Raw genomic sequence first — 15,437 nt, forward strand, 5'->3', positions numbered from 1 at the left:
TCAAATCGCCGACCCGACCCGATGAATTCAGAAGCGCTGACCACCCTCCATGACCATCTACTGACTGCCCTGGCAACGGCACCTGCGGAAACCCGCCGCCTGTTCCACGGCCGCGGCCGCTGCTGGCCAGGGCTGGAGCAAGTGACCGTCGACTGGTTGCAGGGCGTAGTGCTGGTGTCGCTGTTCAAGGAGCCGGAAGCGGCGCAGTTGGAGGCGTTGAAAGCTCTGCTGCTGCAGATCACCCAGTCAGCGACATGGACGCAATCCGGCGCCCACACCCTGCTGCTGCAACACCGCTACCTGCTGCAAAGCACTACCGAATGGTTGCTCGGGGAAGAAATCGACGAGCTGACGATTGTCGAAGGCGGCTTGAAGTACCGGGTGGACCTGGGGCGTAAACAGAACACCGGGCTTTTCTTCGACATGCGCTACGGCCGCGATTGGGTGCGCGCCAATGCCCAGGGCAAGCGCGTGTTGAACCTGTTCGCCTACACCTGCGGTTTCTCGGTGGCGGCCATCGAGGGCGGCGCGACCCACGTGGTCAACCTGGACATGTCCAGCCCGGCCCTGAGCCGCGGGCGTGACAATCACCGGCTCAACGGGCATGACCTGGGCAAGGTAACTTTTCTCGGCCACGACCTCTTCAAGTCTTGGGGCAAGGTGATCGGTAAGGGTCCGTATGACCTGGTGATCATCGACCCGCCGTCGTTCCAGAAAGGCAGCTTCCTGCTGACCAAGGACTACCAGCGGGTACTGCGTCGCCTGCCGGAACTGCTCAGCCCCGAGGGCACGGTGCTCGCGTGCATGAACGACCCGGCCTTCGGTGCGGACTTCCTAATCGATGGCGTCACCCGTGAAGCCCCGAGCCTGCGGTTCGAGCAGCGCCTGGACAATCCGCCGGAGTTTCCGGATGCCGATATCGAGTGTGGGTTGAAGGCGTTGGTGTTTACCCTGGCGGATTGAGCACCAAAGCAAACAACTCCCCATGCCCGTTCACGTTGAGCTTGTGATAGAGATTGCGCCGATGCACCTTCACCGTCTCCGGGGAAATTCCCATCCGCTGGGCGATGGCCTTGCTGGAGAAACCCTGGAGAATCAGGCGTGCGGTTTCGATTTCGCGCACCGACAAACGTGCATCGAAGCGATCGAGCAAGGCCGCCAGGTCCCCGGCTACGGCTTCGACCGTCGGGCCTTCCGGCGGTAGCAATTGCAGGTGCCGACGCATCGCCGCCAGCACCCAGTCGCGTACGCACAGCAGGCGTCCCTGCTCTTGCAGCGTGAAGCGTGTCGCACGTCCCAGGGACAAACCGAGGACGGCGCCGTCGACGTTGACCATGAACTGCAGTTCGTCCCCGCCTACCACCGTGCGAAAGTAGCTCAGGTAGTACTCGCTTTGCTGAAACTGGTCCGGCGCCACCGAGTCGAGGCTGTGCAAGCCATCGGCGATGCCGGCGCAGACGGCCAGGTAAAACGGATCGAGCAGGTACATGCCGGCGCTGTAGTCCGCCAGTTCTTCATGCTCATCTCCGCTACCCCTGGAGTCGAAATCGATCAGCAGGCGAGGCACCCGTCCCGGTCGCATCACCGCGACCAAGGCGTTGTCCAGCGGCACCAGCAAGCGCAGGGTGTCGACCAGCGCACGCCAGAATGCGTCCTGGCCCAACACGCCAAATACCCGCGCCAATCCCTGGTGCAGCGGTAACTCTTTCAACAACGCGTCCACGCACTACCCCTTTTGAGTAACCCATCATGGGAATGGGTAACGGCCACCCCGGTCGATACGCTGCAAGCTCCTGATCATCACCGGCCTGCAGCAGGCCAGGAGTGCCGCATCATGAGTGGTCACCGCTCGTATTTCAATCTGGGGCTGGGCGCCTGTCTGGTGGCTTCGCTATCAGCGGTTGCTGCCGATGGTCCTACCGTGCACGTGTACAACTGGTACGACTACATCGGCCCCAATACCCTGCATGACTTCAAGCGGGACACCGGTATCCAGCCGGTCTACGACACCTTCGACAGTGCCGAAGTCCTCGAAGGCAAACTGCTCACCAGCCGCAGCGGCTACGACGTGGTCGTGGCCAGCAACTTCAGCCTGCCAACCCTGATCAAGGCGGGCGCGCTCGCCCCTCTGCCCCGCGCCGAGATGCCCGATTTCAACAATATGGACACCGATCTGCTGGCGAAACTGGCCAACAACGATCCGGGCAACCAGTACGCCGTGCCGTATCTGTGGGGCACCAACGGCATCGGCTATAACGTGGACAAAGTGCGCGCCATGCTGGGCGACAAGGCGCCGGTGGATTCCTGGGACCTGGTGTTCAAGGAAGAGAACCTGGCCAAACTTGGCGAATGCGGGGTGGCGATGCTCGACTCGCCCGCGGAAATGCTGCCGGTCGCCCTGCACTACCTGGGCCTGCCGCCCAACAGCACTAACCCTGAAGACTACAAAAAGGCAGAAGCGCTGCTGCTCAAGCTGCGGCCACATATCGCCTACTTCAATTCGTCGAAGTTCATCAGTGATCTGTCCAACGGCAACATCTGCGTGGCAGTGGGTTGGTCCGGCGCCATGCTCGAAGCCAAGGCCATCGCCGAGCAGGCCGGCAACGGCGTGAAGATCGCCTACAGCTTGCCCAAGGAAGGCGCACCGGTGTGGTTCGACACGCTGGTGTTGCTCAAGGACGCACCGCATCCGCAACAAGGCCTGGCCTTCATCGACTACCTGATGCGCGCCGAGGTCATCGCCCCGGTCAGTAATCACCTCAACTACCCCAACGGCAACCGTAACGCGACAGCGCTGGTGGCCGAAGCGACGCGGACCAACCCGGCTGTTTATCCGTCGGCCGAAGCCATGGCCACGTTGTTCACCCTGCAACCCTTGCCGCCGGCCACCGAGCGTGTGCGCACGCGGATCTGGAGCAAGGTCAAGAACGGCCAGTAGCTGCACCACCGCCAATCCCTTGTGGGAGCGAGCCTGCTCGCGAAAGCGGAGTGTCAGTCGACATCAACCTTGCCTGATGCACCGCATTCGCGAGCAGGCTCGCTCCCACAGGTTCCGCGCCCGAACGATTACCTTTTTGTCATTACCTTGAAGATGAGAACCCCCATGAAACCACGTGCCCGCGATCTCAACATCCAGTTTGGCCAGCTGCAGCCCGGTCCCCTCAACGCGATCACCGACGTACCTGGCGTGCGGGTCGGTCATAGCGATGTACGCGGTCGCTCCGCCAAGGGCCGCGATATCGTCACCGGGGTGACCGTGATCGAACCCCGTGCCGGTTCCACCAGCCAGCAACCGTGTTTTGCCGGGGTCCATGTGCTCAATGGCAACGGCGATGCCACGGGCCTTGAGTGGATTCGCGAAGCGGGTCTGTTGACCAGCCCGATCGCCTTTACCAACACCCATAGCCTGGGCGTGGTGCGCGATGCCTTGATCGTGCTGGACCGTGAGCAGCAACCTGACGACGGGCGGCTCTACTGGAACATGCCGGTGGTGCTGGAGACCTACGACGGCTTGCTCAATGACATCAACGGCTTCCACGTGAAGCCCGAGCATGTCGCCCAAGCCCTGCACGCGGCGGTCGGCGGCCCTGTGGCCGAAGGCAATGTCGGCGGTGGCAGCGGCATGATCTGCCACGAGTTCAAGGGCGGCATCGGCACCGCTTCGCGACGCTTGAGCAGTGCCCAGGGTGGCTGGACGGTGGGCGCGATCGTCCAGGCCAACCATGGCATTCGCAATGAGTTGCGCGTCGATGGCTACCCGGTCGGGCGCTACATGGAACAGGTCGACTCACCCTTTCTCAAGGCTGCACTGCCGCATCCGGGCATGGGCTCGATCGTGGTGTGCCTGGCCACCGACGCGCCCTTGCTGCCGCACCAATGCACCCGCCTGGCCCAACGCGCCAGCCTCGGCCTGGCCCGCACCGGTGGCGGCAATGAAGACCACAGCGGCGACATCTTCATCGCGTTCGCCACCGGCAACCAGCATGTGCCGCCAGCGGCTTACGAGAGTAAAAAAGCGCCAACCTGCGATAACCTGAGCATGGTCAATAACGATCACATCAGCGAATTGTTCCTGGCGGCCACCGAGGTTGTCGAAGAAGCCATCATCAACGCCTTGCTCGCAGCCGAAACGACGGAAGGTAACGGCCATGCGGTGCCGGGGCTGGATGCCGAAACGCTGCTCGAGGCCCTGAACCAGGCCGGTTGGCCCGGGAAGCACAATCGCAGAAGCTGACACTTGTGGGGGGATTCGACTAGTGGTACTTGAGACCGCCCCCCCATCTTCCTACGATGGAGTTGCGCAATCGCTTGCTTGTCCAAGCCGTTGCGTAGGTGGTGAGTGCACTGAACCCCTATCAAGCTCACCGCCTGCTTCATGCGCATCTTGAGCCTCAAGGGCTCTACTTCTCCCCATCAAAGAGCTTTGAGGCTCTTTTTTAACTGCGCGAAAACCACACCTGAAAAAGCCCGGCACCTGGCCGGGCTTTGTGCATTCTTATACCCATCGCAGATCCCCCTGTTGGAGCGAGCATGCTCGCGAAAAACCTGAGCTCGCCGCGGGGTGTCAGTCTTATAGCGTTATCGTTAACGACCATCGCGACGGTGCGACGATTCGACATGCTCGCGCCTACAAGTTAAACGCGTTTTTCCAATCGCTCGCGGACAAACTCGTTGACCTTGCGCGTCAGCTGGTCCAGATGCCGGTCACGTTGTTTCTCAGCATCGAGCATCGCCCGCTTGCCGTGCTTTTGCAGCAGATAGGTGTGAATCTGCCGCACCTCCAGTGAGCTATAGATGGGCGCCACATCCAGCAGCGCCCTCAAGCCGTCGCTGCCATGATCACGGGTGTTCATCAGCACCTGGGTGGCTCGCACGCCCACCACCTCGAAGCCAATCGACTCGAAGTACGGCACCTTCGCCACTGCGCACGCCAGTTCGGCATGCGGGTAACGACCGACCATCTCGCGCAGCATCCTGCGCGCAATCCCTTGTCGCCGATGACCGGCATCCACCGCCATATAGGCCACGCTGCACGCGTCGGGATCATCCTTGACCGGCAGGTACAACAGGAACCCTGTGACCTTGTCCGGATCGTCCAGGTCCGTGGCGACGATCAACTCCACCTCAATGCCTTTCGTCCCGTTCAAGGCCTCCAGATACAGATGCACTTCGTAGCCGAGCGCGTACTGGTAGACGTTGTACAACAGGTTGCTCGGCGCAATGGCGACCATGCTGATGTCGGTCAGGTTGTCGACCACCATCTGCAGGATCTGACTGTTGACCGACTCAGGGCACGGGGTTTTGTAGTGGGTGATCTGGGGCATTGCGGGGATTGACTCCGGGGAATGGTCGCGACTGCCTATCATAGCGTGCCGGGCCGCGTTACTCGCCTGTCTTGATCGATTCATGAGCCACACGCATAACTCTACCGTTGAAAACCGCTAAAACTTTTCCCTGATCGCGCAGGTCAGTCAATGGATGAGGGCTGTAATCGCCAATCAACCATAGGAAACGCACCGATGCTCGACGTCATGACGATTTCCCGACGAGAACTCCTGATCGTGGGCGTGGTAACCGCAGCGGCCGTGATCCTGCCTCCGTTCATTTCTGCACAGGCATCGGCCGCCAACGCGGCGCACCCGGTCAAGACCAAACTGTCGATCTGGGTGAACGGTGCTCGGCAGGAAATGGAGTTTGACACCCGCACCACCCTGCTCGACCTGTTGCGCGAACACCTGCAGCTCTCCGGCTCCAAGAAAGGTTGCGACCACGGCCAATGCGGCGCCTGCACGGTCATTGTCGACGGCCGGCGCATCAATTCCTGCCTGACCCTGGCGGTAATGCACGAAGGCGCGAAAGTCACCACTATCGAGGGGCTCGGAACGCCGGACCAGTTGCATCCGATGCAGGCGGCTTTCATCAAGCACGACGGCTATCAATGCGGCTATTGCACGCCGGGGCAAATCTGCTCGGCAGTCGCGGTGCTGGGTGAAATCCGCGATGGCATTCCCAGCCACGCCAGCCCGAATCTCACCGAACCACCCAGGCTGATCGCCAGCGAACTCCAGGAACGCATGAGCGGCAACATCTGCCGCTGCGGTGCGTACTCAAACATCATCGAGGCGATCACCGAAGTCGCGGAGGCCAGCGCATGAGACCTTTTAACTATCTGCGTGCGCAGTCGCCGGCCGAAGCCGCGTCGCTCTCTGCGCAGGTCCATGGCTCGCGATTCATTGCGGGCGGCACCAACCTGTTGGACCTGATGAAACTGGACATCGAGACGCCGACGCAACTGATCGACGTCAACCATCTGGCACTGGATCGCATCGAAGCCACGCCCGAAGGTGGCTTGAGAATCGGTGCGCTGGTCAGGAACACCGACCTGGCCGCCGACCCGCGCATCAGGAAAGATTACGCGGTACTCGCGCGCGCCCTGCTCGCTGGCGCCTCGGGCCAGCTGCGCAACATGGCCACGACCGCTGGCAACCTGCTGCAACGCACCCGCTGCCCGTACTTCTACGACACCCATCAGGCCTGCAACAAGCGCCAGCCCGGCAGTGGCTGCGCCGCCATTGGCGGATTCAGTCGGCAACTGGGCATCATCGGTGTCAGCGATGCCTGCATTGCCACCCATCCCAGCGACATGGCCGTGGCCATGCGCGCACTCGATGCCCAGGTTGAAACGGTTCGACCCGATGGCACGACACGCGTCATTGCCATCACCGACCTGCATCGATTGCCCGGTAATACGCCGAACATCGAAACCGCCCTGGCGCCCCACGAGCTGATTACCGCCGTGACGTTGCCGCCGCCAATTGGCGGCACGCACATTTACCAGAAAGTCCGGGACCGCGCCTCTTACGCATTCGCCCTGGTCTCGGTAGCCGCGGTGATCCAGAAGGACAGCTCCGGCCGCGTGGCCCTGGGCGGCGTCGCGCCCAAGCCGTGGCGTGTGGAGAGCGCTGAAACAGCGATGGCCAAAGGCGCAAAAGCGCTCTCGGAACAACTACTGGCCGGCGCCACCCCCACCCATGAAAACGCCTTCAAACTGACACTGGTCGAGCGCATGCTCGCTTCGGTGATGGCGCAAGCGAGGGCCCAGGCATGAAATTCGACACCCCGGCCACCACCAACCCCATCGACCAAGGCAAGGTCATCGGCCAGCCCACCCCGCGCATCGAAGGGCCGCTGAAAACCACTGGCCAAGCGCCCTACGCCTACGAACACCATGACGCCGTGCCGAACCAGGCCTATGGCGTGGTGGTCGGTTCAGGCATTGCCAAGGGGCGCATCGCTACGATGAACCTTGCGCCCGCCGAGTCGGCGCCCGGGGTGATCGCCATCGTCACCGCCGCCAATGCCGGCAAGCTCGGCCAGGGCAAATACAACACCGCCAGGTTGCTCGGCGGGCCAGAGATCCAGCACTACCACCAGGCCGTGGCCCTGGTGGTCGCCGAAACCTTCGAACAGGCACGCGCCGCCGCAGAACGGCTGGAGATTACCTACACAAGCACCGACGGTGCATTCGATCTGGCCAGCTCACGCGGCTCAGCGGTGGAACCCAAGGAGCAGATGGAAGACACCCTGCATGGGGATTTTGAAACGGCGTTCGCGGCGGCACCGGTGCAACTGGACGCCACCTACACCACGCCTGACCAGGCCCACGCGATGATGGAACCCATGGCCTCGATGGCCGCCTGGGACGGCGACCGCCTGACCCTGTGGACTTCGAACCAGATGATTGACTGGTCGGTCGCCGACCTGGCGACCACCCTGGGCATACCGAAGAAAAATGTGCGTCTGATCTCGCCGTACATCGGCGGCGGGTTCGGCGGCAAACTGTTTATCCGCGCCGACGCGCTCCTGGCAGCCCTGGGGGCGCGCATGGCCGGCAGACCGGTCAAAGTGGCGCTGGCGCGGCCGCTGATCTTCAACAATTGCACCCACCGCCCGGCGACCATCCAACGCATCCGCATTGGTGCCGGCAGCGACGGCAAGATCACCGCCATGGCCCACGAAGGCTGGTCCGGTGACTTGCCAGGCGGCAAGGTGGAACTTGCCGCGCAACCGAGCAAACTGCTGTACGCCGGGGAAAATCGTCGCGTGACCATGCGCCTGTCGACACTCGACCTGCCCGAAGGCAACGCCATGCGCGCACCGGGTGAAACGCCGGGCATGATGGCGCTGGAAATTGCCATGGACGAAATGGCCGAGAAGCTGAAACTCGACCCCGTGGAATTTCGCATTCTCAATGACACCCAGGTCGATCCAACTAAACCGGATCGGCCCTTTTCCCAGCGCCACCTGGTCGAATGCCTGCGCACCGGTGCCGAGCGTTTTGGCTGGGGCCAACGGCACACGCAACCGGCCACCCAGCGCGAAGGTCGCTGGCTGATCGGCATGGGGGTGGCCGTGGCCTTTCGCAATAACCTGCTGGTGAAGTCCGGTGCTCGAGTCCGCCTGAATGATCAGGGAATCGTCACCGTGGAAACCGACATGACCGATATCGGCACCGGCAGCTACACGATCATTGCCCAGACAGCGGCGGAAATGCTGGGCGTCAGCCTGGATAACGTGGTCGTGCGCCTGGGCGACTCGAGCTTTCCCGTTTCGGCGGGCTCCGGTGGGCAGTTTGGCGGCAACTGCTCGACGGCGGGGGTGTATGCCGCCTGCGTCAAGCTGCGTGAGGCCGTTGCGCAACGCCTGGGGGTGAAGGTCAACGAAGCGCAATTCGCCGATGGCGAAGTGCGCGCGGGTGGTAAAAGCGTGCCGTTGCGCGATGCGGCGAAGTCGGGCGAACTCGTCGCCGAAGACAGCATTGAATTCGGCGAGCTGAGCAAGCAGTACCAGCAATCGACCTTCGGCGCGCACTTCGTTGAAGTCGCGGTCGACAGCGCCACCGGGGAAACCCGCGTGCGCCGAATGCTGGCGGTGTGCGCGGCCGGGCGCATTCTCAACCCGACGTCGGCCCGCAGTCAGGTGATCGGCGCGATGACCATGGGCGTCGGCGCGGCGCTGATGGAAGACCTGGTGGTGGACACTCGCCTGGGCTTTTTCGTCAATCATGACCTGGCCGGGTACGAGGTGCCGGTGCACGCCGACATCCCCCACCAGGAGGTGATTTTCCTCGATGAGACCGACCCGATGTCCTCGCCGATGAAAGCCAAGGGTGTTGGCGAACTGGGTATTTGCGGGGTCAGTGCCGCCATCGCCAACGCGGTGTACAACGCCACGGGAATTCGAGTGCGCGACTACCCGATCACGCTGGACAAGCTGCTGGATAAGCTGCCTCCGATGATTTAAGCGCCGGTATCGGAGAATGGCTGACCGATCTACGCTTCGCGTGGGAGTCAGCGGTGCGGCAGGCCTTCAGCAGAATCGACAGGACCTTGAGCCCAATGCAGCGTTTGGAACAGTCGCTGGCCAAGGTAGGGCGAGCGATGCTTGAGGTCACTTTTTCGAGCGTGTCTTGCAACCGCGCGAGACCTTTCCCGAAGCCACCCATTTCCATCAGGTTTGCGATGGCCGGATGCAAATTTATTGACGGCTGCACCAATGCGTTTTTCTTTCCGGGGCAGTACTACGACTATCGCTGGCCACTGTCGGTGTCGTTGGCCAACACGTTGATGGACACCGGCTGGCCGTTGTTGCTAGCGGCGCTTCCAGGATTGGCCACCGGTTTCTGGTTCCGGCCTTCCCGATACCGAGCCCGACCGCAACCGTACGTTCGGCCTTCGGGCAGACGGTTACGGTGCCGACAGTGGAGCACTGAAGCGCTTGGCGCCCGGACCATGCAAGGTGGACCGGGCGCCACGCAACCGCACCATCAACAGATCTTGTTCACGGGTTTGTAGGCCCCCGCCAGATAGACATCCACGTGATTTTTCGGCCGATAATTGCTGACTGTGATCACCCGTTGCTGCACGGTGTCATCGATGCATTCCTGGCCAAAACATGTCTTGCCGATCGGCCGGAAATAGCGCGCGTTCAACAGTCGGTAGGTGCCACCCAGGAAGTCCTGATAGGAGTCGGTGATCTCCGGAAGCGCGTTCGGCGGCCGGGGTATTTTTTTCGGATTGAGCTCCAGTCCGCACTCCATCGCCTTGTTCGCCATCCAGCGCAAGGGTATATCCGACAGCGAGTTATCGGCATAACCGCCACCCACGTTGGCATGCGCGCCACAGAACCAGACCTGCTCCATCACTTGATTTGGCTTGGCAATCGGGTCCCATAAGGTGCATTCGTAGTTGGCCCGATGCTCGTCGATGGCGACGGCATGGAAGGCATTGCGCACAATCCCGCTTAGCTCGGTGTCGTGAAACTCGTAGTACTTGTGGTTGAACCACTCGGCCGATTTGAACGGCACGCCCAAGGCGCCGACCGTGTCCCAGACACCCAGGAAATGGATATCGATTTCCCGGGAATAATTCTGGCGAAAGAACTGGGCGTTTTCCGTATCCGCGCTCGAATCGCGGGTGCGGTACAAGGTATAGGCCTCATCGATGCGATCGATGTGCTTTTTCGTCAGCAAGCCGACGTTGCGGATCAGCCCCACCAGGCTACGCGCGGAATAGGCACCGCGACTGAAGCCGAAAATGAACACCTGGTCGCCCTCCTCGTACAGCTTGGCCAGGGCGACATAACCTTCCTTGATTTTCTTCGACAGCCCCACTCCGAAGGCCCCGCCTTCGAGCTTGTCGTACCAGTCGGTGCCCACGCCGGCGACATAGATTTTCTTCTGCGGCGTGCCGTCCTTGTGGCTGGGGAGGATCGCGTCATGCAGCTTGACCACATTGGTGCTGGCGTCGCCATCGATCTCCGGAGCCTGATCAGGCAGGTTCCAGGTGCCGTCGAATGCGACGATGATTTTCTTTGGCATATTCATCTCCCGTCACTGTTCACTACCCCTGCACGCTCGCTAGCGCTGTGGCGCGACCATGCGAAACTGGATATTGATTTCGTTGGAAACAAAACTGTCGGCCCACTCACCTTCCCCGATCTTGAAGTCATTGCGCTTGAGCGTCAGCTCGCCGACGAAGATCCCGACACCGCCCTCGGCCTTGAGCAGGACCGGCACATCCACCTTGCGCGTCAGGCCTCGCAGCGTCAGATTGCCGGTAATCAGGTAGCGGTCTTTGCCGAAATCCTTGATGCGCGTTGATTCGAAGGTCGCCTGCGGATAGCGCTCGGTGTCAAACCAGGCAGGCTTTAGCAGCTCGGTATTGGCGTCTTCACTACCGGCGTCGATGCTGGTCAGATCGATGGTCAGATGGGCGTGAGCTGCCTCGGGGCGGGCGGTATCGAAATCAAGGGTGCCGACAAATTCCTTGAATGTGCCAAAGGCTCGCGTTCCCATCTGGTTGTAGGTGAACCTGATAGTGCTGGCCTTGGCATTCACATCCGAGTATTCAACAGCGCCACCCTGCGCAGGAACGCCCAACGCAAGCAGGGCAACCAGGGACGAAAAACGCAGGAATCGAGAGTTCATGGAACACTCCGGGCCGGGGCGCCCTCATGGGCAAGTGTCGAACACACGCAAGCCAGCAACAGGAGGACTAAAGCAAAGAACGACCGTTTATTCCACTGGCCGCACCGATTTGCGACCACTCGTCCCTACATTCCCCACGCCCGTTGCAACAACCCGATGACCTCGGCATCCGACGTCTGGGAAAAATCCATGTACCAATGCCCGATCGACATGAACCAGTCGGGTATGATCGGGCAGATCAACTCATCCACTTCACGGCGCAACGCCTGGACCGTTTCAACCGGCCCCACTGGCACCGCCACCACGATGCGCGCCGGCGCCTGCACACGCACCGCTTGCACTGCCGCCAACATCGAGGCCCCTGTCGCCAACCCGTCGTCGATCAGAATTACCACCTGGTCCTTGAGCTGCACCGGCGCCCGCGTGCCTCGGTAAACCTGCTCGCGACGCAACAGCTCCCGGGTTTCCCGGGCGACCACGGCCTCGAACGCGGCCTTATCAATGGGGTGAGCCCGCAACGCCTGTTCGTTGCGAATTTCGATACCGCCACTGGCAATGGCGCCCATGGCGTACTCCGGGTGGGACGGAACACCCAGCTTGCGCACCAGCATCAGGTCCAGGCGCACGCCGAGCGCCGTGGCCACTTCATAGGCCACCGGCACCCCGCCCCGCGGCAAGGCCAAAACGATTACATCGGCGCGATGGGCATAGGGGAGCAACGGCTCCACCAGGCGTCGACCGGCGTCGATGCGGTCCCGCAGGATGGATTGCGATGACTGATTCATTTGAAAACCTCCCCGGGCGATCAACACCTGTCGGTTCGCATCACATCATCAATTGTCGGTTCGACGGTGACTGGCAGCAAGCTCGAACACGAGGACAATGCTCAACCGCAATTCCTTGTGGGAGCGAGCCTGCTCGCGAAGACGGCCTGACAGCCGATCCATCTCTCACGGCTGCACCGATCCACTGTAGGAGCCAGGCTTGCCGGCGAAGGTGGCCTCACAGCCAACCCGTCTCTCACGGCTGCACCGATCCACTGTAGGAGCCAGGCTTGCCGGCGAAGGCGGCCTCACAGCCAACCCATCTCTCACGGCTGCACCGATCCACTGTAGGAGCCAGGCTTGCCGGCGAAGGCGGCCTCACAGCCAACCCATCTCTCACGGCTGCACCGATCCACTGTAGGAGCCAGGCTTGCCGGCGAAGGCGGCCTCACAGCCGACCCATCTCTCACGGCTGCACCGATCCACTGTAGGAGCCAGGCTTGCCGGCGAAGGCGGCCTCACAGCCAACCCATCTCTCACGGCTGCACCGATCCACTGTAGGAGCCAGGCTTGCCGGCGAAGGCGGCCTCACAGCCGACCCATCTCTCACGGCTGCACCGATCCACTGTAGGAGCCAGGCTTGCCGGCGAAGGCGGCCTCACAGCCAACCCATCTCTCACGGCTGCACCGATCCACTGTAGGAGCCAGGCTTGCCGGCGAAGGCGGCCTCACAGCCGACTTTTCTCCTTCAGGTGTACATATCCATTCCTGCGGTAACGGCCACTTACGGTTTCGCTTTTACAGCGAGTCACTTGGAAAAACGGAACGCCGCCCGGCCCTAAGTAACCAAGGGCTCTTGCCCCTGGCGTTCGGCCCCTCGCTGAGGCTCGGGGTACCCTCGCTCCGGTCCTGCTCCGTGGGTCGCCGCGATGGGCCATCCTTGGCCCAGCGCGGCTAAACCGGCGTCCTGCCGGTTTACCCACTGCGCAGAACCTCCACTCGGCCTCTCGAGGGGGCAAGAAAATCAAAAGCCAGATCGCAATCAAAAGCGAGGCGGCCGACCGGCCGGCCTGATTGGAAGCCATACGCATACCTCCTGTAGGAGCGAGCATGCTCGCGAAAAACCCGAGAGCACCGGGGGCTACCTGGTGCCCCGCGTCATCGTTAACGACCATCGTCGGAACGCCGCCCGGAGCATGCTCGCTCCTACAGGGGATCCAGGGGTATCCGTAAAAGTCAGGTCGTCTGTCAGGCCGCCTCGCTTTTGCTTTTGATCGTGGGCGCCCCGTTAAACCACGATGGCCGAACGCAGGCATTGCGCAGTGGGTAAACCGGCAGGACGCCGGTTTAGCCGCGCTGGGCCAGGGACGGCCCATCGCGGCGACCCACGGAGCAATGCCGGAGAGAGGGCATGCCGAGCCTAAGCGAGGCACCGAGTGGTGGGGCAAGAGCGTTTGGTTACTTTGCGCCGGGCGGCGTTCCGCTTTTCAAAGTTACCCGCTGTAAAAGCGGAACCATAGGTGGCCGTTACCGCAGCAATGGATATGTACTCAGACAACAATCTCCCACAGGCTCCGACGCGGCATGGATCAACGTTGGCAGAGGCTGATGAAGGAGCTGCCGAAGGCTGCGATCTTGGCGCCTCCCTACACCAGCCGCTCAATCTTCTGATGCTGCCACACCAGCTTGTAGTACAGCGTCTGCAACGCCAGCATCCCCAGATACGCCACCGGAAACGCCATCCACACCCCTTGCAACCCAAACCGCGCATCCAGCAGATACGCCACCGGCAACTGCACACCCACCACGCACACAATCGAAATCGCCACCGGCACCATCACCGTGCCGCTGGCGCGCATGATGCCGCCGATGATCGCCTGGAAGCCGAACACCAACAGGCTCCAGAGCATGATGTGCAGCAAGTGCTCGGCCATGCTGCGCGTCGCGTCCTCGGTGAGGAACGAGCCCAGCAACCAGTGCGACAGCAAATACCCCAACACCACCAAACCTCCAGTCAAACACACGTTGATCATCAACCCCGTGCGCAGGATCGGTCCGATCCGCTCGATGCGCCCTGCCCCGATCGCCTGCGCGCCGAGGATCGACGCCGTGATCGCAATCGACAGCGCCGGGAACTGCACGTAATTGACGATCTGCGTCACCGCGCCGTACGCCGCCGTTGCCTGGGAACCGTGCTGGTTCACCAGCGCCAGGATCACCAGCTCTGACAACGACAACACCACCATCTGCAACCCGGTGGGCAAACCGATGCGCAACACCTTGCCGAGGATCGCCATGTCCAGCTTCATGGCCGCGAAAAACTCCCGGTCGGGCGCCAACGGATGGCCCTTGCGAATCAAACGCCATGCCAGCCACCCCATCGCCGCCAGGTTGCCCGCCAAGCCGGCAAACGCCGCACTCTGAATCCCCATCGGCGGCAAGCCCAACCACCCACGAATCAACGCTGGCGTCAGTGCCAGGCCGATACAGGTCGACACCACCAGCGCCAACAACGGCGACAACGTATCACTCACCCCGCGCAACAACTGCGTGAACAACACAAACACCAACAGCGTCGGCATGAACCACAACATCACATGGGCATACGCCACCGCATCGTCCAGCACATCCCCCGGTGTCCCCAACCCCACCAAGGAAGACCGTGCGAACACACTACCCACCACGGCTGCCACCAACCCGATCAACAACCCCAACAACAACGTCGACCCGGCAATCGCCTTCACCAAATGCGTCTCCCGTGCCCCCCACGCTTGCCCGATCAACACACCCGCCCCCGCACCGAGGCCGATGACCAGGGCGATGAAGAAGAACACGATGGGGAACATGCCGGACACGGCTGCCAGCGCCTGGGTGCCGAGCATCTGGCCGATGTAGATGCTGTTGACGGTGCCGGACATGGACTGGAGGAAATTGGACAGAACCATGGGGGCGAGGAACAGCAGGTAGGTTTTCCAGAGGGCGCGTTGCGGTTGGGCTGGGGTTTGCATTGGGTAGAGGTCCATCTCGACGGCGGGCGTGTTGATTGAGGATAGCTTCGGTGGCTGTAACCAACGGGCGATGACCATCTCAGGTCTGTGTTTGGATTTCCAGCGAAGTGATGGGAAAGGTCTGAGATTTCATCATCACAGGTCCTACATAAAGCTCGGAATGCCTCACCTTGCCCA

The 15,437-nt window shown here is 61.8% G+C and carries 12 protein-coding genes and 1 pseudogene; 6 read left to right on the plus strand and 7 right to left on the minus strand.

What is annotated here, in order from left to right:
- Positions 1-21 precede the first annotated feature (21 nt).
- Complete coding sequence (locus tag HGP31_RS19670) at positions 22-963, plus strand: class I SAM-dependent methyltransferase (RefSeq protein ID WP_020796760.1); 942 nt, start codon at positions 22-24, stop codon at positions 961-963.
- On the opposite strand, the gene HGP31_RS19675 is transcribed toward HGP31_RS19670, so the two are convergent.
- On the minus strand, positions 947-1,723 hold the full coding sequence (locus HGP31_RS19675; RefSeq protein ID WP_020796761.1) for a helix-turn-helix transcriptional regulator: 777 nt from the start codon (positions 1,721-1,723) through the stop codon (positions 947-949). The genes HGP31_RS19670 and HGP31_RS19675 overlap by 17 nt on opposite strands.
- 111 nt (positions 1,724-1,834) lie before the next feature.
- On the opposite strand from HGP31_RS19675, the gene HGP31_RS19680 reads away from it, so the two are divergent.
- On the plus strand, positions 1,835-2,938 hold the full coding sequence (locus HGP31_RS19680) for an extracellular solute-binding protein (RefSeq protein WP_168758501.1): 1,104 nt from the start codon (positions 1,835-1,837) through the stop codon (positions 2,936-2,938).
- A gap of 165 nt (positions 2,939-3,103) precedes the next feature.
- Positions 3,104-4,234 (plus strand): DmpA family aminopeptidase, encoded by a 1,131-nt coding sequence (locus HGP31_RS19685; protein WP_083349337.1) that lies wholly within the window; start codon positions 3,104-3,106, stop codon positions 4,232-4,234.
- Positions 4,235-4,634: 400 nt separating this feature from the next.
- On the opposite strand, the gene HGP31_RS19690 is transcribed toward HGP31_RS19685, so the two are convergent.
- Positions 4,635-5,324: a GNAT family N-acetyltransferase gene (locus tag HGP31_RS19690; protein WP_168758502.1), complete on the minus strand. Its 690-nt coding sequence runs from the start codon at positions 5,322-5,324 to the stop codon at positions 4,635-4,637.
- A gap of 207 nt (positions 5,325-5,531) precedes the next feature.
- On the opposite strand from HGP31_RS19690, the gene paoA reads away from it, so the two are divergent.
- From paoA to paoC, 3 genes are read left to right on the plus strand one after another with little or no spacing between them, the layout of a single operon-like run.
- Complete coding sequence (gene paoA, locus HGP31_RS19695; protein WP_168759198.1) at positions 5,532-6,155, plus strand: aldehyde dehydrogenase iron-sulfur subunit PaoA; 624 nt, start codon at positions 5,532-5,534, stop codon at positions 6,153-6,155.
- A complete protein-coding gene (locus HGP31_RS19700) occupies positions 6,152-7,108 on the plus strand; it encodes an FAD binding domain-containing protein (RefSeq protein WP_020796767.1) in 957 nt (318 codons plus the stop codon). Before paoA ends, HGP31_RS19700 begins: the two co-directional genes overlap by 4 nt.
- Positions 7,105-9,303, plus strand: coding sequence for an aldehyde oxidoreductase molybdenum-binding subunit PaoC (gene paoC, locus HGP31_RS19705; RefSeq protein ID WP_168758503.1), 2,199 nt, complete (start codon positions 7,105-7,107; stop codon positions 9,301-9,303). The genes HGP31_RS19700 and paoC overlap by 4 nt, the downstream gene beginning before the upstream one ends.
- A gap of 298 nt (positions 9,304-9,601) precedes the next feature.
- Here the strand turns inward: paoC and HGP31_RS31035 are convergent.
- From HGP31_RS31035 to HGP31_RS19725, 5 genes and pseudogenes are all read right to left on the minus strand, one after another.
- Positions 9,602-9,697, minus strand: a pseudogene (locus tag HGP31_RS31035) (hypothetical protein); the annotation flags it as partial.
- Between the two features lie 129 nt (positions 9,698-9,826).
- A complete protein-coding gene (locus tag HGP31_RS19710) occupies positions 9,827-10,879 on the minus strand; it encodes a DUF2235 domain-containing protein (RefSeq protein WP_020796769.1) in 1,053 nt (350 codons plus the stop codon).
- 39 nt (positions 10,880-10,918) lie between these two features.
- Positions 10,919-11,488, minus strand: coding sequence for a YceI family protein (locus HGP31_RS19715; RefSeq protein WP_020796770.1), 570 nt, complete (start codon positions 11,486-11,488; stop codon positions 10,919-10,921).
- Between the two features lie 125 nt (positions 11,489-11,613).
- On the minus strand, positions 11,614-12,273 hold the full coding sequence (locus HGP31_RS19720; RefSeq protein ID WP_168758504.1) for a phosphoribosyltransferase: 660 nt from the start codon (positions 12,271-12,273) through the stop codon (positions 11,614-11,616).
- A gap of 1,625 nt (positions 12,274-13,898) precedes the next feature.
- Positions 13,899-15,260, minus strand: coding sequence for an MATE family efflux transporter (locus HGP31_RS19725; protein WP_033044603.1), 1,362 nt, complete (start codon positions 15,258-15,260; stop codon positions 13,899-13,901).
- Positions 15,261-15,437: the final 177 nt, after the last annotated feature.

This window comes from Pseudomonas umsongensis (assembly GCF_012647205.1).
Taxonomy (GTDB): domain Bacteria; phylum Pseudomonadota; class Gammaproteobacteria; order Pseudomonadales; family Pseudomonadaceae; genus Aquipseudomonas; species Aquipseudomonas umsongensis.

What these genes read in the sequence shown, in the direction of transcription:
- HGP31_RS19670 (WP_020796760.1), top strand. Translation starts at nt 22, where the DNA reads ATGAATTCAGAAGCGCTGACCACCCTCCATGACCATCTACTGACTGCC.
- HGP31_RS19680 (WP_168758501.1), top strand. Translation starts at nt 1,835, where the DNA reads ATGAGTGGTCACCGCTCGTATTTCAATCTGGGGCTGGGCGCCTGTCTG.
- HGP31_RS19685 (WP_083349337.1), top strand. Translation starts at nt 3,104, where the DNA reads ATGAAACCACGTGCCCGCGATCTCAACATCCAGTTTGGCCAGCTGCAG.
- HGP31_RS19690 (WP_168758502.1), bottom strand. Translation starts at nt 5,324, where the DNA reads ATGCCCCAGATCACCCACTACAAAACCCCGTGCCCTGAGTCGGTCAAC.
- paoA (WP_168759198.1), top strand. Translation starts at nt 5,532, where the DNA reads ATGACGATTTCCCGACGAGAACTCCTGATCGTGGGCGTGGTAACCGCA.
- HGP31_RS19700 (WP_020796767.1), top strand. Translation starts at nt 6,152, where the DNA reads ATGAGACCTTTTAACTATCTGCGTGCGCAGTCGCCGGCCGAAGCCGCG.
- paoC (WP_168758503.1), top strand. Translation starts at nt 7,105, where the DNA reads ATGAAATTCGACACCCCGGCCACCACCAACCCCATCGACCAAGGCAAG.
- HGP31_RS19710 (WP_020796769.1), bottom strand. Translation starts at nt 10,879, where the DNA reads ATGCCAAAGAAAATCATCGTCGCATTCGACGGCACCTGGAACCTGCCT.
- HGP31_RS19715 (WP_020796770.1), bottom strand. Translation starts at nt 11,488, where the DNA reads ATGAACTCTCGATTCCTGCGTTTTTCGTCCCTGGTTGCCCTGCTTGCG.
- HGP31_RS19720 (WP_168758504.1), bottom strand. Translation starts at nt 12,273, where the DNA reads ATGAATCAGTCATCGCAATCCATCCTGCGGGACCGCATCGACGCCGGT.
- HGP31_RS19725 (WP_033044603.1), bottom strand. Translation starts at nt 15,260, where the DNA reads ATGCAAACCCCAGCCCAACCGCAACGCGCCCTCTGGAAAACCTACCTG.